Source organism: Nostoc sp. C057 (assembly GCF_013393925.1).
In the GTDB taxonomy this organism is placed as follows: domain Bacteria; phylum Cyanobacteriota; class Cyanobacteriia; order Cyanobacteriales; family Nostocaceae; genus Nostoc; species Nostoc muscorum_A.
Genome location: NZ_CP040281.1, coordinates 2,326,564 through 2,344,632, shown reverse-complemented (window position 1 = coordinate 2,344,632; position 18,069 = coordinate 2,326,564). Strand labels below are relative to the sequence as shown.

Annotated in this window: 14 protein-coding genes and 1 pseudogene; 11 read left to right on the top strand and 4 right to left on the bottom strand. The window is 40.5% G+C overall.

The window, feature by feature from the left end:
• Window positions 1–12 precede the first annotated feature (12 nt).
• A complete protein-coding gene (locus tag FD724_RS10310) occupies window positions 13–1,119 on the top strand; it encodes an ABC transporter permease (protein ID WP_179072553.1) in 1,107 nt (368 codons plus the stop codon).
• A gap of 157 nt (window positions 1,120–1,276) precedes the next feature.
• Window positions 1,277–2,398: an ABC transporter permease gene (locus tag FD724_RS10305; protein ID WP_179072552.1), complete on the top strand. Its 1,122-nt coding sequence runs from the start codon at window positions 1,277–1,279 to the stop codon at window positions 2,396–2,398.
• A 6-nt stretch (window positions 2,399–2,404) separates the two neighbouring features.
• Here the strand turns inward: FD724_RS10305 and FD724_RS10300 are convergent, their stop codons facing one another.
• Complete coding sequence (locus FD724_RS10300; protein WP_179072551.1) at window positions 2,405–3,454, bottom strand: J domain-containing protein; 1,050 nt, start codon at window positions 3,452–3,454, stop codon at window positions 2,405–2,407.
• Window positions 3,455–3,657: 203 nt separating this feature from the next.
• On the opposite strand from FD724_RS10300, the gene FD724_RS10295 reads away from it, so the two are divergent.
• The 7 genes and pseudogenes from FD724_RS10295 (at window position 3,658) to FD724_RS10260 (ending at window position 10,377) form a co-directional block, all read left to right on the top strand.
• Window positions 3,658–4,308 (top strand): DUF938 domain-containing protein, encoded by a 651-nt coding sequence (locus FD724_RS10295; RefSeq protein WP_179072550.1) that lies wholly within the window; start codon window positions 3,658–3,660, stop codon window positions 4,306–4,308.
• A gap of 356 nt (window positions 4,309–4,664) precedes the next feature.
• Window positions 4,665–5,381, top strand: a complete 717-nt coding sequence (hoxU, locus tag FD724_RS10290; RefSeq protein WP_179072549.1) for a bidirectional hydrogenase complex protein HoxU — start codon at window positions 4,665–4,667, stop codon at window positions 5,379–5,381.
• 178 nt (window positions 5,382–5,559) lie between these two features.
• Window positions 5,560–6,222 (top strand): annotated as a pseudogene (locus tag FD724_RS10285) (DUF3122 domain-containing protein).
• Window positions 6,223–6,627: 405 nt separating this feature from the next.
• Complete coding sequence (locus FD724_RS10275; RefSeq protein ID WP_179072547.1) at window positions 6,628–7,173, top strand: oxidoreductase; 546 nt, start codon at window positions 6,628–6,630, stop codon at window positions 7,171–7,173.
• A 71-nt stretch (window positions 7,174–7,244) separates the two neighbouring features.
• Window positions 7,245–7,883 (top strand): CP12 domain-containing protein, encoded by a 639-nt coding sequence (locus FD724_RS10270; protein ID WP_179072546.1) that lies wholly within the window; start codon window positions 7,245–7,247, stop codon window positions 7,881–7,883.
• A gap of 102 nt (window positions 7,884–7,985) precedes the next feature.
• Window positions 7,986–9,434, top strand: coding sequence for a Ni/Fe hydrogenase subunit alpha (locus FD724_RS10265; protein ID WP_179072545.1), 1,449 nt, complete (start codon window positions 7,986–7,988; stop codon window positions 9,432–9,434).
• 187 nt (window positions 9,435–9,621) lie between these two features.
• Window positions 9,622–10,377 (top strand): TspO/MBR family protein, encoded by a 756-nt coding sequence (locus FD724_RS10260; protein WP_179072544.1) that lies wholly within the window; start codon window positions 9,622–9,624, stop codon window positions 10,375–10,377.
• A gap of 168 nt (window positions 10,378–10,545) precedes the next feature.
• Here the strand turns inward: FD724_RS10260 and FD724_RS10255 are convergent, their stop codons facing one another.
• Window positions 10,546–11,616 (bottom strand): Photosystem Q(B) protein 1, encoded by a 1,071-nt coding sequence (locus FD724_RS10255; protein WP_179072543.1) that lies wholly within the window; start codon window positions 11,614–11,616, stop codon window positions 10,546–10,548.
• A gap of 639 nt (window positions 11,617–12,255) precedes the next feature.
• Here FD724_RS10255 and FD724_RS10250 point away from each other — a divergent pair.
• Both FD724_RS10250 and FD724_RS10245 read left to right on the top strand, forming a co-directional pair.
• Window positions 12,256–12,711: a hydrogenase maturation protease gene (locus tag FD724_RS10250; protein ID WP_179075467.1), complete on the top strand. Its 456-nt coding sequence runs from the start codon at window positions 12,256–12,258 to the stop codon at window positions 12,709–12,711.
• A gap of 31 nt (window positions 12,712–12,742) precedes the next feature.
• On the top strand, window positions 12,743–15,550 hold the full coding sequence (locus FD724_RS10245; protein ID WP_179072542.1) for a bifunctional acetate--CoA ligase family protein/GNAT family N-acetyltransferase: 2,808 nt from the start codon (window positions 12,743–12,745) through the stop codon (window positions 15,548–15,550).
• A 161-nt stretch (window positions 15,551–15,711) separates the two neighbouring features.
• Here FD724_RS10245 and FD724_RS40765 read toward each other — a convergent pair whose 3' ends face one another.
• Together FD724_RS40765 and FD724_RS10240 are read right to left on the bottom strand one after the other, a co-directional pair.
• A complete protein-coding gene (locus tag FD724_RS40765) occupies window positions 15,712–15,846 on the bottom strand; it encodes a hypothetical protein (protein WP_256874518.1) in 135 nt (44 codons plus the stop codon).
• A gap of 95 nt (window positions 15,847–15,941) precedes the next feature.
• Complete coding sequence (locus tag FD724_RS10240) at window positions 15,942–17,954, bottom strand: ABC transporter ATP-binding protein/permease (RefSeq protein ID WP_179072541.1); 2,013 nt, start codon at window positions 17,952–17,954, stop codon at window positions 15,942–15,944.
• Between the last annotated feature and the right edge of the window lie 115 nt (window positions 17,955–18,069).

The window sequence follows — 18,069 nt, the reverse complement described above, 5'->3', positions numbered from 1 at the left end:
TGAGAATAAATCATGAAAAGAATTTTTTCCCAATGTGTGAAGGAGATAGCGCAATTTCGGCGCGATCGCTTAACTTTAGGTTTAGCATTTTTGTTGCCATTTTTAACTCTATTGATTTTTGGGTTTGCGATTCGTTTAGAAAGTAAAGATATTCCCCTGATTGTCCAGGATTTTGACCGCACAAACCTGAGTAGCAGCTATATTGAGCGGTTGTATGCTACCAATCAATTTGTACCTAAGCAATGGTCAGGTGGTAATCCGGTACGGGATGCAATTGACAGAGGTATTGCTAAAGCGGCAGTGGTTATTCCTCCCCAATTTAGCCGAGATATTCAAGCTGGTAGAAATGCAAAGGTGCAAGTATTAATTGATGCCACAGATGTTAATAATGCTCGTGTAATTAGAGGTAACATTCAAAGAGTCACTAATTTCTTCATGCAAGACCAAGGACTACTACCAGATAAAAATATTATTACACCACGAATCCGCTTGTGGTTTAACCCTGGTAGATTGGAGTCGCTGTACATTGTACCAGGAACCTATGGTGTAGTATTGTGGATTTTTCCCTCATTGCTAACAGCGATCGCAATGGTACGTGAAAAAGAAAAAGGTACAATTTTACAAGTCTATGCTTCTAGCATTAGTGCAACCGAACTGTTACTTGGCAAAGGACTAGCTTACCTGCTAATTGCGATTACAGAAGCTTTAATAGTGATGGGATTAGGGTCAATAATTTTTCATATCGGCATAATTAATAACCCGATTACTTTATTAATAGGAACTCTACTCTTTTTAATAGATAGTGTTTCCTTTGGTTTACTTGTAGGGGTACGTAGCAGTAACCAAAATTCCGCAGTGCAAATTGTTTCTCTTGTCGGTTTTATTACATCTTTATTGCTATCTGGTTTTATTTATCCCCTGAGTAATATTCCTTTTCCCCTTTCACTAACACCTAACGTATTTCCTGCCCGTTATTTCATTGATATCACCCGTGATGCTTTTGTGCGTGGTACGGGATGGACAGGAGTTTGGTTTGACTTACTCATGCTTGCAGTTTTGGGATTTGTATTTTTCAACGTATCGCGTCGGCTTTTAAGTCGAATGCAAATTAGTCAATAGTCATTGGTCATTAGCAAAACGTTTTAGATCCCCCTAAATCCCCCTTAAAAAGGGTGACTTTGATTCCGGTTCCCCCCTTTTTTAAGGGGGGTTAGGGGGGATCAATAAGTGCCTAAAACCACAGCTAACCACTTTTCAAACAACCTCTTAATCATATATGAAATATATTTGGCAATTATTTGATAGTCCGTTGTGGTCATTAGTGCGTAAGGAAATTAATCAAATTCTGCGAAACAGGCAATTGATTGTTTTATTAATTGTGCCACCAACAGTACAATTATTGCTTTACGGATTTGCACTTAACCCGGATGTCCATAATTTACGACTGGGTGTAATTGACTATGCTAATGTCTCCGCCAGTCGAGAACTAGTTTCAGCAATGACATCCAATCACACTTTTAACTTAGAAAGTGTACCAACAAGTGAAAAAGATTTAAGCCGCCAAGTAGAAGAAGGTAAGCTAGATGTAGGACTAATAATTCCACCAAATTTTCCCCGCCAACTAGCCAAAAAATCAGCAGAAATTCAAGTATTTATCGATGGAGTGAATGCAAATACAGCCGGAATTGCTGCTAACTATGTTAATCAGATTATCCAACAATATAATTTCAGTTTGGTACAGGGTCAAGTCAGTCCGCCAGTTTCAACCGAAGTCGTTTTTCTTTACAATCCTGGACTTACAAGTAGTTGGTTTTTCGTACCAGGAGTTATGGGTTTAGTCCTGACATTAATCGGTACATTAGTATCAGCAGTAACCGTTGTACGCGAGAAAGATACAGGAACTTTAGAGCAACTGTTAATGACTCCCTCTAGCAACTGGGAAATTTTATTAGCTAAAATTATCCCGTTAGCATTCCTGCTCATGGGAGATGTACTACTAGCTTTAACTTTGGGAACAGTCGTATTTAGTCTACCCTTTCGTGGGAGTTTCCTGCTCTTTCTTGCTTTATCAAGTATGTATGTATTTGTGGGAATTAGTTTAGGCATTATGTTAGCAACTATTTGCGGTTCTCAACAACAAGTATTACTCACATCTTTTTTTATAAATTTACCAATGATCCAAACTTCTGGGGCAATATCTCCTATTGAATCCATGCCTCCTTTATTTCAATTTCTCTCTCTCTTTAATCCACTTCGTCATTACATTACTATTGTTAGAGGTATTTTACTCAAAGGAGTTGGCTTAGATGTGTTGTGGTTGAATGTTCTAGCATTGCTTGGTTTTGCCGTTGTTTTATTAACTATTAGTGTTCATAAATTTCGGAGTCAGTTAAGTTAAACTGTACTATCTCATTAATTCTGACAACATCTGTTCAAGAATATCTTCCATAATTTCTTCGTCTAAGGAGTGTGGAGTTGGTGGGCCACCGAGAAATTCTTTGATAGTAATCTTATGCTCTCTAAAGTCCTTGACAAAATCCCGGATTTGAGAAATAACATTTATTTGAGATTCTATTGTTTTTACCATCAAAGCCATAGAGTCAATGCCTTTTTTAGCAGCTTTGCGAGAATCGCTTACCATAGCTCCTTCTGGAGTATTTTTTACTAAACGTAGTTCCAGTTTCAAGTTTTCATATTGAGTGAGTAGAATTTGATTTTGCTGCTCTATAGTTCGACATTTGCGAGTTAAATCATCCTCGTTATTAAGATCAATAACTTCTCCCACCTGCTGAATTCGCTCAATTTCTAAAAGTCTTGCCAAATCTCCCTCTTGGTAAGCTTTATTAATTGATTTCATGATTTCTGTATGATATATCTGTGTCTCGCTGTCTCTTGTCTTATCAGGGTGAAAGATTTCAGCTAATCTGAGAAATGTTTCCCGAATTTTTCTCTTATCCTCTGTTCTCGCTACAGAGGGAGATTCCACAGACTGTTGTGCTTGCCAATATTGATGACTATCTTCAGCCGCTTCCTCTGAAAAATCTGATTCGGATTCGGAATTATTAAATAGTTCGTTTAACTCCGTATTGAATTGTTTGCGATTCGCATTTGGACTAATAATCCCTGTCAACTGGAGTTCAAGGTAAACTGCCTCTATATTTTTGATGGTTTGTTTGCCAAACTTTCTAGTGGTAAAAATTTCATCAAATAGAGCATGGATATCTCGGTCTAACTCAGCCATTTTTTGAACATGGGGACTAGCTTGATGAAATATTTCTATGGCAAAAGTTCGCATTTGCTCGACAAAATTATTCAATTCTGTTCGCTTTCTCTTAATCTGTTTAAGTAGCGATTTGTGTTCTGCTTCTAAAAACTCCAAGCGGATATGTAATTGAGAGAGGGCTAATGGAGTTACTTCAGTTGATTGTAATGGAAGTGATTTTTTGCGAGCCATGAAACACGTATGTAAGTTTAAGGTTTAAAATGTAATTGCCAAAGTTGTTTCGTCAATGCGAAAAGAACGTATCTAGTGATAATACATGAACTGTGGATACGTTTTTGTCAAGAATTACTGTAATGGACATAGGCCACATCATCTATATTGTTACTATCGGGAAGCGCACTATGCGAGAAAAATTATAAAATATCACGATAAGAATGACACCACAAGACGCACGACAATACGCACCAGCAACTGAGCGCAACCGAGAAGCAATTCTAGAAATACTTTTGCAGGTATTACCCGAAAGTGGCACTATTTTAGAAATAGCAAGTGGTACTGGTGAACACGCAGTCTTTTTTGCATCCAGGTTAAGTCCTCGCCTGTGGCTACCAACAGATGCAAATTTAGAGTTACGAGCCAGCATTAGTGCATGGACTGAACACAATGCCTCTGATAATGTTTATCCACCGCTTGAGCTAGATGTTAGAGAGCCAGTTTGGGCAGTGGAGAAAGGGGAAGTAACTCAGTGGCTTGATAAGGAGCCAATAGTTGCGATCGTCAATATTAATATGATTCACATTTCACCGTGGTCAGCCTGTTTGGGGCTAATGGCAGGGGCAGGTCGTATCCTAAAAGCAGGAGGTATCCTCTATTTATATGGGCCCTTCAAACAAGGTGGAGAACATACAGCAGCGAGTAATGCAGCTTTTGACGAATATTTACACACCCAAAACCAGGAGTGGGGCGTGCGGAACTTGGATGATGTAGTGGCAGCAGCTAGGGCAGAACATTTCATCTTGAAACAAATTTACCAAATGCCAGCCAATAATCTTTCAGTAGTGTTTGAACGTGCCGCTAATGAATAATTCCTGGAAATAATTTCTTAGTGGACATAATTTAATTCAATTCAAAATAGTTGCAGATATGTAAATCTGGCTACTTTCTGCTTTGCTACCTCAAGGCTAGATATAGGACTCGTATTTGATTGCGTGAAAAAACTCCCTACAACTCAAAAAGCTTTCTTTCCTATTGCCTCTTGCCTATTCCCTTCTTTCCTTGCCACGCTGCGCGAACAAAAATCAAAGCGGATTCCTATAGCTTGGAAAGCAATTGATCACAAAACTATCCAAGCTATTCACAAGTTCCTCAAACTATTTGTCTACAATTCAAGACTCAGGGCATTTCAGAAGCGAAAGGCTCATTTTGATTGAGGCTAGAGGCAATGTCAGTCAAAACTTTAACAGTCAACGACAAACTTATTAGCGCCCGTGAGGAAGAAACTATTCTCCAAGCGGTGCAAGATGCAGGGATTCACATTCCTACTTTGTGCCACTTGCAAGGAGTCGAAGATGTTGGCGCTTGTCGGCTTTGTTTAGTAGAAATTGCTGGGAGTAATAAACTCCAACCTGCTTGTGTAACAAAAGTTGCTGAGGGTATGGAAGTCCAAACAAATAGCGATCGCCTGCAAAAATATCGTCGCACCATTATAGAAATGCTATTTGCTGAAGGTAATCACATTTGCTCGGTCTGCGTAGCTAACGGTAATTGCGAATTGCAAGACTTGGCAATTGAGATGGGCATGGATCATGTGCGGTTAGATTATCATTTCCCCGATCGCAAAGTCGATATTTCTCACGCTCGCTTTGGCGTTGACCACAACCGTTGTGTTCTTTGCACTCGTTGCATCCGTGTTTGTGACGAAATCGAAGGAGCGCACACTTGGGATATGGCCGGTAGAGGGACAAATTCTCATGTGATCACTGATTTAAATCAGCCTTGGGGAACCTCAGATACTTGTACTTCTTGCGGCAAATGCGTTAATGCTTGCCCTACAGGTGCGCTTTTTGACAAAGGTTCGAGCGTCGGGGAAATGAAACGCGATCGCGCCAAGCTTGATTTCCTACTTACAGCAAGAGAAAAGCAGCAATGGCTTGTTTAGCTACTGTTCTTGAAGAAGAATTCTGACTTCCGAATTCTGAATTCTGAATTCGGAAGTCAGAATCAAGACGCTCTCTACGAGACGCTGGGCTATCCGCTTTTTCGTACAGAATTCATTCTGAATTCTGGCTCCTGACTCCTGAATTCTGTTCATAAATTAGCACAACGAGGTAAACCTAATGTTACGCCGCATCCTAAAGATTTTTTGGTGGCTCCTATTGCTGGCAATATTAACAATATATATATACCTGGGTTTAGCAAGCTTCACATCTCAACAGGTAATTGCTGCTGTTATGCAATTAGAAGATACGCCAGAAGAAATCCTTTATCGCTCACAGCAAAAATTAAATGATGAATTAGGAAATTATTGGCAAGTTATTTTGTTTAAGCGAGTTAATTCTAATAGCAATAAAATATCTTCAATAAATCTCCGATTGGTGGGATTTCCTAGTTCTCAGGAATTGCCCCATCCCTTACCTCTAAAGATTACTACAGATACAGGCCAAGTATTAACTGCTCCCGATATATTCCCAGATGAAGCACCAGCACCACAGGGCGAACGCACGGGATTTCTGAAACCCTTGCTGGGCAAGGATCTTGATGAAAAAATAGGCTAAATTAAAAAACGCCAAAACCCTTGCTATTAAAGGATTCTTATACTTTAGATGCGTTTGCCCTGACCAGCACCAACCATCGCTCAGTATGACTTCAAGAATATTTTGCCTCAATTGTCAACTCAAGAATTGTTGATTGGTATACCTGTAGGTAAACAACACTTCATCAATCTTTCAATCCCAAAATATGTTGTGCAGGAATGGCAAGAAATTGCACTAAAGTCCTGAGTGCTAAGAGGATGTTTGAAAAGTCCTCTTCTTGGTAGCAAAACATTCTAGATCCCCCTAAATCCACGCCAGTTGCTCATGGGGAAACCCCCTTGGCGCGAGCCTCTCCCTTTGGGAGAAGACCGCACTGGCTCCTCTTAAAAAGGGGGACTTTGACTCCGGTTCCCCCTTTTTTAAGGGGGGTTAGGGCAGGGCAAACGCATCTAAAGTATAAGAATCCTTTAATAGCAAGGGTTTTGGCGTTTTTTAATTTAGCCTATTTTTTCATCAAGATCCTTGCCCAGCAAGGGTTTCAGAAATCCCGTGCGTTCGCCCTGGGGGTTAGGGGGGATCTAAAAGTGTCTAAAGTCACAGCGAAATACTTTTCAAACAACCTCTAAGGTCAAAATTCATTTAAAAAATAAAATGACTCGTTTAAAATTAGCAACAGTTTGGCTAGGCGGCTGTTCTGGCTGTCACATGTCTTTTCTCGATTTGGATGAATGGCTGATTGATTTAGCAGGACAAGTAGATTTAGTTTACAGTCCCTTTGCTGATGCTAAAGAATATCCCCCAGGGGTAGATGTGGTGTTAGTTGAGGGTGCAATTGCTAATGAAGATCACCTGCAAATGATTCAGATAGTCAGAGAGCGATCGCACATTCTTGTCTCTTTTGGTGATTGTGCTGTTACTGGTAATGTTACTGCTTTACGCAATCCTTTAGGTAGTGCCGAACCTGTTCTGCAACGTTGTTACATCGAAGCAGCAGATATTCACGGCGCTATTCCCCATGAGCCTGGCATTGTACCAACCTTACTAGATCGGGTGATACCAGTGCATACAGTAGTGCCAGTTGATATTTATTTGCCAGGTTGTCCACCCTCCGCAACTCAGATTAAAGCAGTGTTAGAAGCGCTCTTAAGGGGAGAAAAACCACAGTTAAAAGGACGTGAATTTATCAAGTTTGGTTAACTTCACAAGTTACTCAGATTCTTTATCTAACTTGAAAGAGAGGCAATCACAAAATAATTTTAGAAGCAATTATGTTAAAAGCATCTGACATTATGACTAGAGATGTTGCTACAATTCACAGTTCAGCAACAGTGGCTGAAGCAGTTAGACTCTTGAGAGCAAGGGACTGGAAAGCGCTGGTTGTAGATCGCCGCCATGAACACGATGCCTACGGCATGATTACTGAGAAAGATATTGTATATAAAGTGATTGCTTATGGTAAAGATCCCTTTAGTGTGCGTGTTCATGAAGTGATGACCAAGCCTTGTATCGTTGTCAATCCTGAACTTGCCTTAGAATACGTAGCGCGGTTATTTGCTGACCATAATTTGCAGAGAGCGCCCGTTATTCAGGGCGAACTACTGGGTATCATTTCCCTAGTTGACATTCTAGCTAATAGTAGCTTTCTTGAGCAACCCCATACTTTCCTGCTAGAACAACAACTTCAGGACGAAATTCAAAAAGCTCGTGTCATTTGCGATCGCCAAGGTATCCATTCAGAAGAATGTGCTGTTGCTTGGGATGCGATCGAGGAATTACAAGCCGAAATCGCACATCAAAGGGCCGAGAAAGTCGTGAAAACAGCCTTTGAAGAATACTGCGATGAATATCCAGAAGCTAAAGGAATTTATGACAACTGGTCTAGTAGTCTGCCAACCCAAAAATGCTAAGTGAGGACTGGGGAAAGGGTAAGGGATTTAAACCCTTTCCCCCTTACCCTTTACCCCGCCAAGTCACGAAAGCGAACTACTAGTGGTTGATCTGAGATAGTTATGAAAAAAGTAATCATCGACCCAGTTACCCGAATTGAAGGACACGCCAAAATCAGTATTTATCTGGATGATACAGGACAAGTGAGCGATGCTCGCTTTCATGTCACAGAATTTCGTGGTTTTGAAAAGTTCTGCGAGGGTCGCCCGCTTTGGGAAATGCCAGGAATTACGGCGCGAATTTGTGGCATTTGTCCGGTAAGCCATTTGTTAGCATCAGCAAAGGCAGGCGATCGCATCCTTGCTGTTATAATTCCCAAAGCTGCGGAAAAATTGCGCCGTTTGATGAACTTGGGACAAATTATCCAATCCCACGCCCTAAGTTTCTTCCACCTCAGCGCCCCAGATTTATTATTAGGGATGGATAGCGACCCCCAAAAACGCAATGTATTTGGCTTAATTGCAGCCGAACCAGAACTAGCGCGTGGCGGAATTCGCTTACGTCAATTTGGACAAGAGATTATTGAACAATTGGGAGGGCGAAAGATACATCCATCATGGGCGGTTCCTGGTGGTGTCCGCGAACCCTTATCGATAGAAGGACGCACCCATATTCAAAACCGCATCCCAGAAGCACGCACCACAATATTATATGCACTGGGTAAATTTAAAGACTTACTCAATGATTATCAAAGAGAAGTGCAAACCTTCGGGAATTTTCCTAGTTTATTTATGGGTTTAGTCACTCCTGATGGTTTGTGGGAGAACTACGACGGACATATTCGTTTTGTAGATAGCGCGGGAAATATTATTGCTGATAAACTCGATGCAACTCATTATCAAGAATTTATTGGTGAAGCAGTTCAACCAGATTCCTATTTAAAGTCTCCTTACTATCGCCCTTTAGGTTATCCTGACCAGAGCGACCATTGTCGTTTAGATAGTGGTATTTATCGGGTAGGGCCGCTAGCACGTCTGAATGTTTGCAGTCATATTGGTACGCCTTTAGCTGATACAGAATTGAGAGAATTTAGAGACAGAGGTCAAGGCACTGTCACTTCATCATTTTTCTATCACTACGCCCGGTTAATTGAAATTCTGGCTTGCATTGAACGCATAGAAATTATAATAGATGACCCAGATTTAATGTCTAAAAAATTACGTGCTGATGCTGGCATCAACCAATTAGAAGGAGTAGGTGTAAGTGAAGCACCACGCGGTACATTATTTCACCATTATCAAGTTGATGAAAATGGGTTACTTCAGAAAGTAAATTTAGTAATTGCCACAGGTCAGAACAATTTGGCAATGAATCGCACAGTCGCGCAAATTGCCCGACATTTTATTCACGGTTCAGAAATTGCTGAAGGGATGTTAAACCGCGTTGAAGCGGGAATCAGAGCCTTTGATCCTTGTTTGAGTTGTTCAACTCATGCCGCAGGACAAATGCCTTTGCATATTCAATTAGTTGGGACAGATGGGAATATTGTAAATGAAGTTTGGCGAGATTAATCTATTCTGAATTCTCGCTCCTTACTCCTGAATCTGTTTCGATAACTGAATTAATGAATCGAATGCGAGATTTTATCGCAGATACTTCTGAATCTAAAGATTTCTTATTTTCTTCTGCCTAGAGTAATGGAATAGCGATATAATCACCTATTGTTACTAATTACAAACTAGGCACAATCTCTTAATTATGAATAAATCCAATAATAGTGGAATGCTTGAACAGTTTGTCAATACAGTGATGGGGGTAAAAGCTGGGAATCAACAACAGTATCGAGATACATCAATAGCTACTACACAAGAACTAGATATCAGAGCAATTTTAGTTTATACGCTAGGAACTATTCTACAAATAGTAGTTATGATTCTCGTCTTACTAGGAATGGAAAAATTAGTAATGTTAATTGATAGCAATTCTTCTTTTCCTAGTTGGTTTAGCACTTTATTGACTGGATTATTTTTTGCTCTCTTAAGTATCCGTTCACGGATTTTTTCTCTTTTAGATAATACCCGTTCTCGCCAGACTTATGACCAGGTAATTAGACCAAGATGGTCTCCTCCACCTTTAGTATTTCCCATAGTTTGGATGATAATTGCCGTTTTGCGGGTAATTTCTTCTGTATTGGTTTGGCAGCAAATGAATCATCAATTTTTAGTGCTGCCTTTAATTTTGTTTGTGGTACATCTGGCTTTAGGGGATACTTGGAATACGATTTTTACTGTAGAACGGAGATTAGGTGCTGCTGTTCCTGTAGTTATTTTAGGCCCTTGGTTATCTGCTGTAGTAGTGACGGCAATTTATTGGCAAACTAATTCTGTAGCGGGAATGACTTTATCATTTTCTTGTGTATGGCTAACTGTAGCTGCTGTATTGGTATTTAGAATTTGGCAATTAAATGGATCTGAGCCATTGTATCCTTTAAAACTAACACCTCTGGAGAAATAAATACCCAAAATTCACCTTGACATGAAAGCAAGGAAAAAGATAGATCACTTGACTTTTTAGTACCGCATTCAAAATTATTCTGATGAAAAACCTGCCTGCAATATTGACTAATACTAGAAGAATTACAGGCAGGTTAAAAACCACTATAAAAATGGATTGATGCAATCTTTAACTAACTGGAATAGGTTGACCACTAGACAAAACTAAAGGGAAATTATGGACGTTAGGAGCGTGCATTGCATTTATCCCCAGATTGGCACGGTTCAGGATATCAGCGTTGGTTCTAATTACTTCACCCCGACTATCTAAGATGGAATGATTAAAGTTCAATCCATTGATATTAAACGCCATCGAACATACACCCATCGCTGCAAACCAAATACCTATCGTTGGGAATGCTGCTAATAATAAATGGAAAGCACGATGATTTTTACTAGCAAAGAGAGGAATCAATAATCGTCCCAAAAAGCTAGAGTGTCCTGCTAGGTACTTGTAGGTAAATTTCTTCTGACCCAACTTATATCCGGCATTAATTGATTCATTGTCATCGGTCTTTCGAATGAGTGTTGAAGTCACCAAAGAACCATGTAAAGAACTAAATAGTGCGCCACTGAATATACCTGCTACACCCAACATGTGAAACGGGTGCATAAGGATATTGTGATCACCTTGGAAAGCCAACATAAAGTGGAAAGTTCCAGTGATTCCCAAAGGTAAACCATCAGAAAAACTACCTTGACCAATAGGATAAACCAGCAAAACGGAAGTAGCAGCGATGACGGGTGCAGAATAGGCAATTGCTATCCAGGCGCGCATTCCCAAACGATAGCTTAGTTCCCAAAATCGCCCTAGATAGCACCAAATACCAATAAGAAAATGCAGCACAATCAATTGATATGGCCCACCATTGTAGAGCCATTCATCCATTGATGCCGCGTCCCAGATCGGATAAAAGTGCAAACCAATGGCAGCAGAAGTCGGTACAACTGCGGCTGTAATTAAGTTATTACCATCCATCAGTGAACCCATGATTGGCTCACGAATGCCATCCATATCTACGCTGGGAGCGGCAATAAAAGCCAAAATAAAACAGGTGGTGGCAGCCAACAAGGTGGGAATCGCCAACACACCAAACCAGCCGATGTAAATCCGATTTTCTGTACTAGTAATCCAGCGACAAAAACTATCCCAGAAATCAAAAAAATTAAATTCTCTTTGAGGTTGAACAATGGTACTCATGGTGTGTAGCTCCTAAGCAATTCCAAGTTCAAAATTTTTTCACTACTTTTGGCAGATGCCTATCTCTTTTGCTTAACCTATGTTTCTTGCTTCACAAATTTTCAAGCTAATTAATGCAATAGTTGGGCATCTTTATCTTGAAGTTAGAAAAAGAATTTGAGGAACTTGTGAGGAAATACAGTGTTTATTACAACTTAAATTTTGTCAGGACTCAGATTCACATATCCGCAAAAAAGCAGAAAGTATCAGGGAACTGGGGGATGTTGCGTCAAAAATCTCAGGCTAACGTGAGCTTGCAATGAACCTCTCCCTGCCTTGAACTAAAGTTCAAGTCTGTCCCTCTCCGAGTCGGAGAGGGAAGGTTTTGCGTAGTAAAATCAGGGAGAGGTCTTTTGATTCAGCTAAGTAGACAGATACTATATGAGCCGTCGAATTCACTTCAGGTTAAGTCATATTAGGGAATGTAATATTGCCTCACAGTTTTATTTATATGTCAACAATCTGAGGAAATTGTGAGCATTACTTCCAAGTTTCTCTATCTCCTCACAAGTTTCTCAAGTTTTTTATCTAACTTTAAAATAGTGTTGGACAGCTAAAAATATGAATTCTAATGCGATGGGCTATGCTCTGCCGGAAGCGATGTCTACGACGGGCTACGCCTACGCAATTGGTTACGGTAATGAGTTGCGTAGTGACGATGGCATTGGGCAACGAGTAGCTAAGGCGTTGCATCTATCAAACGTGAAATCTCTGGCTGTCCATCAACTCACCCCTGAACTTGCTGAAGCTTTAGCCCATGCTGATTTGGCAATCTTTATCGATGCTTGTTTCACCTCTGAAAGTTCCCAGGTGCAAGTACAATCGCTTTCATCTGAATCTTTCAACATTATTGCCGGACATACAGCCGATCCGCGATCGCTCTTAGCTCTCACTCAAGCCCTTTATAATCGTTCTCCACAAGCTTGGTGGATAAAAGTACCAGGAGTAAATTTTGAATTAGGTTGCTACTTATCACCATTTGCTGAAATTGGAGTAGCGATCGCTTTACAAAAAATTACCCAAATTATAGACGAAAATTTTAGCTTACTTCTTTAAAATATATTTCCACCACAGGTAGTAGCAACTCATGCAAAAACCTATCCAATCATCCAGCAATCGCGCCTATGATATTTTGCGAACTGAGAAAGCAAATCCCCTTGATGCGATCTTTGCACCAAAAAGTGTGGCTGTAATTGGTGCTAGCGAAAAAGCTGGTAGTGTTGGACGCACTCTACTATGGAACTTGATTAGCAATCCTTTTGGTGGAACTGTTTTCCCTGTTAATCCCAAGCGGCACAGCATCCTAGGAATCAAAGCATACCCGACTATCTTTGATGTACCCGAAAAAGTGGATTTAGCAGTTATTGCCACCCCCGCAACAACAGTTCCAGGTATTATTGCTGAGTGCGTGGATGCAGGTGTCAAAGGTGCAATTATCCTTAGTGCTGGTTTTAAAGAAGCTGGTGCTGAGGGTGTAGCTTTAGAACAGCAAATACTTGAGCAAGCGCAGCGTGGCAAAATGCGGATTATTGGCCCTAATTGCTTGGGTGTAATGAGTCCACGCACAGGTTTAAATGCAACTTTTGCCAGCACAATGGCGCGTCCTGGGAATGTCGGCTTCATTAGTCAAAGTGGAGCGCTTTGTACGGCTATCCTTGATTGGAGTTTTCGGGAAAACGTTGGTTTTAGCGCCTTTATTTCCCTTGGCTCAATGTTGGATGTGGGTTGGGGAGATTTGATTTACTACCTGGGTGATGACCCGCACACCAAAAGTATTGTCATTTACATGGAATCAATTGGGAATGCGCGATCGTTTTTGTCAGCAGCGCGGGAAGTTGCTTTAACTAAACCGATTATTGTCATAAAAGCAGGTCGGACTGAAGCCGCAGCTAAAGCAGCAGCTTCCCATACTGGCGCACTTACAGGAAGTGATGAAGTTCTGGATGCAGCTTTCCGGCGTTGTGGGGTGTTGCGCGTAAATAGCATCTCTGACCTGTTCGATATGGCAGAGGTGCTGGCAAAACAACCCCGTCCCCAAGGGCCACGGCTGACAATTTTGACTAACGCAGGTGGGCCTGGAGTACTTGCTACTGATGCTTTGATTGCTGCGGGTGGAGAAGTTGCACCAATTTCTGAAGAAACTAGCGCATCCCTTAATCAACTATTACCAGCACATTGGAGTCACGGCAACCCAATTGATATTCTGGGCGACGCTGATCCACAGCGATATACCAAAGCGTTGGAAATTGCTGCTAAAGACCCAAATAGTGACGGCTTATTGGTGATTCTCACACCTCAAGCGATGACAGACCCCACCCAAACAGCCGAGCAATTGAAACCTTATGCACAGATAGCTGGTAAACCCATCCTTGCTAGTTGGATGGGAGGAGCGGATATTGCAGCAGGTGAGATGATTCTCAATCGCAACCATATTCCCACATATCCTTATCCTGATACTGCTGCTCGAATATTTAGTTATATGTGGCAGTCTAGTTATAACCTGCGCGGTATCTACGAAACTCCCATAATGCCTGCACTTGATTCTGCTTCAGGGATACCAGACCGTAACTGTGTGGAAAAAATTATCCAATCAGCACGTCAGACACATCGAACTATTCTTACAGAGTTTGAATCGAAGCAAATTTTAGCTGCTTATGGTATTCCGGTGGTTGCAACTTGCGTTTCTAAAAGTGAGGATGAAGCAGTTCAATGTGCTGAAAAAATTGGTTATCCAGTTGTTTTAAAGCTGTTTTCCGAGATAATCACTCATAAAACTGATGTTGGCGGTGTGCAATTAAATCTAAGAGATGCTGAAGCTGTACGACATGCTTACAACGCTATTAAATTATCCTTACACGATAAACTACAACACGACCCTCATTACTCATTACTCAGCACTCAGCACTCAGCACTCTTCTTAGGTGTAACTGTGCAGCCAATGGTGAAAATGGCTGGTTATGAACTAATTATTGGCAGTAGTCTGGATGCACAGTTTGGCCCGGTGTTGCTTTTTGGCACAGGGGGACAACTAGTTGAAGTTTTTCACGATCGCGCGATCGCACTTCCACCCCTGAATACAACTTTAGCCCGCCGCATGATGGAGCAAACGCAGATTTACAAAGCGCTGAAAGGAGTCCGGGGACGCAAAAGTGTTGATATGGCTGCCCTTGAACAATTAATGGTGGTATTTAGTCAATTAGTTGTAGAACAGCGTTGGATTAAGGAAATCGATATTAACCCGTTGCTGGCTTCATCTGAACAATTAATTGCCCTCGATGCTCGAATTATCCTTCATGAGCCGAATGTTAAACAAAACGAACTACCAAAGTTAGCAATTCGACCATATCCTACAAAATATGTCAGCAAATGGACGATGAAAGATGGCACTCCAGTTACCATCCGTCCCATCCGTCCAGAAGATGAGCCGTTGATGGTGCAATTTCATAAGACACTCTCAGAGCAAAGTGTTTATTTCAGGTATTTTCACTTAATTAAACTCCAGTCAAGAGTAGCCCATGAACGCCTAACACGTATCTGCTTTATTGATTACGATCGCGAAATAGCCCTAGTTGTAGAATATCAAAACCCCGAAACGCAGACACGGCAAATATTGGCAGTCGGGCGGTTAAGTAAAATACATGGTACGAATGAAGCAGAATTTGCTATTGTGGTGTGCGATCGCTATCAGTGCCAAGGTATAGGAACCGAGTTACTACAAAGGTTACTGCAAGTCAGTCGAGATGAGCAACTCAGCACTATCACTGCTGATATTTTGGTTGACAATTATGGTATGCAAAAAGTTTGTGAAAAACTAGGTTTTCGTATTCAACACACAGATGATCCAACTGTACTGAAAACCGAAATCGATATCAAAACATTTCACCCCAAAAATTAACGTGCGCCTCCGTTGGAGACTCACATAAAATTAATACTCTTTTCAATTTCTGCTAGTACTAGTGCTGAGATGATGCCCCGACTCTCACCACCATCTATAGCAAGGATTTTATATTTGGCATTAGCTTTCGTATTCATAGTTTTTAGCGATCGCTCCTGAGTTTATGTTCGCGGTTGTTCCCGCTTTTGGATATTGGCTGAAACTTTGCTTTCCTGAGTTTGGGTTGTTTCAGCATTCTCACCCTTTGGTTGGGTAGTTTGAATGTTGGCAGACTTTTCGCTCTGCTTCTTTGTCACTTTCTTTTACTTGGGATTTACAGTCGCAGCTTGGACTAGGACGCTTTAATCTCCCAATGGAAATAATTTACAATTTCAAAAAGTATGAGTGACGGCTAAACTAAAACCCATTTCAAAACATTGGGATCTTTATCATAGCGATAAATAATGCCGTCCTTAGTAGTGATAAATTCTCCTTTGCTTGCCTTGCTTCTAATAGTGCTAAGTGAATAGGATGTTAATTCATTCATTGCCTTATGAGTAAGTTTTTCGCTTGTGCTGATTTTTGACTCATTTTGCGCTTTGTCTTCAGGCGAATCATTTATTTTGATTTGAGTATTTGACGGAAATTTAGTTATACTTGCTTTTTGATTTCGATAATCCTGGACAGTTACAAGTTGCCAACTGGAATCTTGTGCAAGTTCTAAAACCCATTGATGGTAATCAAACAGGCTTTCCCGGTGCCCAACACTAATAAATGTTGTTTTCGTTGATTGTAACTGTTGATATAAACTTCCTTCATTTTTCAAATCTAAAGCACTTGTTGCTTCATCCAATATAGTAAAGCTCGGATGAGTAACTAACAGTCGTGCGAAAGCAAGACGTTGTTGTTCTCCTATCGATAATATATTTTCCCAAGGAACTTCAGTGTCAAAGCCTTCAACTCGACTTAGTAAGTTTTGCAAGTTTACTTGTTGCAAAACGTCTTTGAGTTCTGCGTCGGTCATTTGACGATTCGTATTAGGATAAAGTAACTGTTCGCGCAAAGTCCCTAAAATGATATAAGGCCGTTGGGGTAAGAATAATACTTCTTTTAAGGGAGGTCGTACCAAGCGACCCGTTCCCGCATTCCACAAACCTGCGATCGCTCTCAACAGAGAACTTTTACCTCGTCCACTCGGCCCAACAATCAATAAGCCTTCTCCTGGTTGAACAGAAAGTGATAAATTTTCAACGATTACCTGTTCATAGTTTGGCGTTTGTAAGGTGACATTCTCGAAAGCTAAACGGTTTTCTTCTATTGTTTTAATAGTACTGACATTCTCTGGTTGTTTGGTAACTGCTTCTAATGCATCTGAAAACTCAGATAAACGCTCAACATAACTGGAAAATCGTCCAGAAGTCCCAAATTCTCTAATTAATGTTGCCATAGCCGAGGCAAACTGATTACAAGCTACACTGGCTTGGACAACTTCTCCGAAATCAGCTTGACCGCTCATATATAAAGGTGCGAGTACCAGATATGGGAATATTTGGATAGCAGACTTATATGCTCCGTCAAAAAGTTCTTGATTGTTCTCCCAATTAATCTTGCGTTCGACATTTTTCAGGAGATTAATAAATCTTCGTTGAATTATATTAAATTCTTGCTTCTCTCCCTGAAAAAAAGCTATCGATTCAGCGTGATTACGAACATGAGTCAGAGAATAACTGTATTCTGCTTTCAGTTCTAGTTCTTCTTGATTAATTTTATTCAATTGTTGACCTAAGTAAATAGCAATCAAGTTGCCTACGATTGTATAAACAACCAAAACAATTGCAATAAATTGGGAAATTGACCAAAGAATTACTAAAAAAGTAGTCATTTCCAGCACTTTTTCTAGGAAAGTAGCTGAAAAACTCAGAGCATTACTGGTAATGGGTTCGATTTCTTGGGATATTCGTTGATCTGGGTTATCAACATCGGCTCTAAAGTTAATTTTATAATAGGAACGATTGCTCAAATATTTTGATAGTATGTGATTATTTAACCATTTGTACCAATCAAGAGCGATTTTTTTTCTGACAAGTTTAGAAAATCCGTTTAAGAGTGTTATGCAGACAAGAGCAGCGCCGAAAACTACTATCGTATTAATAAAGTTAGGATAATCTTTCTCTTCAATGACATCGGTTATATAGCGAGTAACGAAGCTATTAAAGGCAGTTACGCCGACTAGCGCGATTATTAATAAAATCAGGAGAATCAGCATCCCCCATATCCGAATCACGTCTGGAAATACTCTTTCCCCGGACTCTGTTGGATACCAGTAAGGCTGAACGATCGCTCTTACATTCTCCCAAAAATTATTAGAAGCCGGAGGAGAATGATCATTCTTTAAGGATTGACCGCGAGAAACTTTGGTTTGCATATTCTAAAATAAGCTGAACATCTTTTTTGATTGAAATACAAAAATACTAACTGATGAAAAAACACAGGATTTAATCTAGAGTAGAAATCTTGAATCTAGATACAAAAATTTTCCG

What these genes read in the sequence shown, in the direction of transcription:
- FD724_RS10310 (WP_179072553.1), top strand. Translation starts at nt 13, where the DNA reads ATGAAAAGAATTTTTTCCCAATGTGTGAAGGAGATAGCGCAATTTCGG.
- FD724_RS10305 (WP_179072552.1), top strand. Translation starts at nt 1,277, where the DNA reads ATGAAATATATTTGGCAATTATTTGATAGTCCGTTGTGGTCATTAGTG.
- FD724_RS10300 (WP_179072551.1), bottom strand. Translation starts at nt 3,454, where the DNA reads ATGGCTCGCAAAAAATCACTTCCATTACAATCAACTGAAGTAACTCCA.
- FD724_RS10295 (WP_179072550.1), top strand. Translation starts at nt 3,658, where the DNA reads ATGACACCACAAGACGCACGACAATACGCACCAGCAACTGAGCGCAAC.
- hoxU (WP_179072549.1), top strand. Translation starts at nt 4,665, where the DNA reads ATGTCAGTCAAAACTTTAACAGTCAACGACAAACTTATTAGCGCCCGT.
- FD724_RS10275 (WP_179072547.1), top strand. Translation starts at nt 6,628, where the DNA reads ATGACTCGTTTAAAATTAGCAACAGTTTGGCTAGGCGGCTGTTCTGGC.
- FD724_RS10270 (WP_179072546.1), top strand. Translation starts at nt 7,245, where the DNA reads ATGTTAAAAGCATCTGACATTATGACTAGAGATGTTGCTACAATTCAC.
- FD724_RS10265 (WP_179072545.1), top strand. Translation starts at nt 7,986, where the DNA reads ATGAAAAAAGTAATCATCGACCCAGTTACCCGAATTGAAGGACACGCC.
- FD724_RS10260 (WP_179072544.1), top strand. Translation starts at nt 9,622, where the DNA reads ATGAATAAATCCAATAATAGTGGAATGCTTGAACAGTTTGTCAATACA.
- FD724_RS10255 (WP_179072543.1), bottom strand. Translation starts at nt 11,616, where the DNA reads ATGAGTACCATTGTTCAACCTCAAAGAGAATTTAATTTTTTTGATTTC.
- FD724_RS10250 (WP_179075467.1), top strand. Translation starts at nt 12,256, where the DNA reads ATGTCTACGACGGGCTACGCCTACGCAATTGGTTACGGTAATGAGTTG.
- FD724_RS10245 (WP_179072542.1), top strand. Translation starts at nt 12,743, where the DNA reads ATGCAAAAACCTATCCAATCATCCAGCAATCGCGCCTATGATATTTTG.
- FD724_RS10240 (WP_179072541.1), bottom strand. Translation starts at nt 17,954, where the DNA reads ATGCAAACCAAAGTTTCTCGCGGTCAATCCTTAAAGAATGATCATTCT.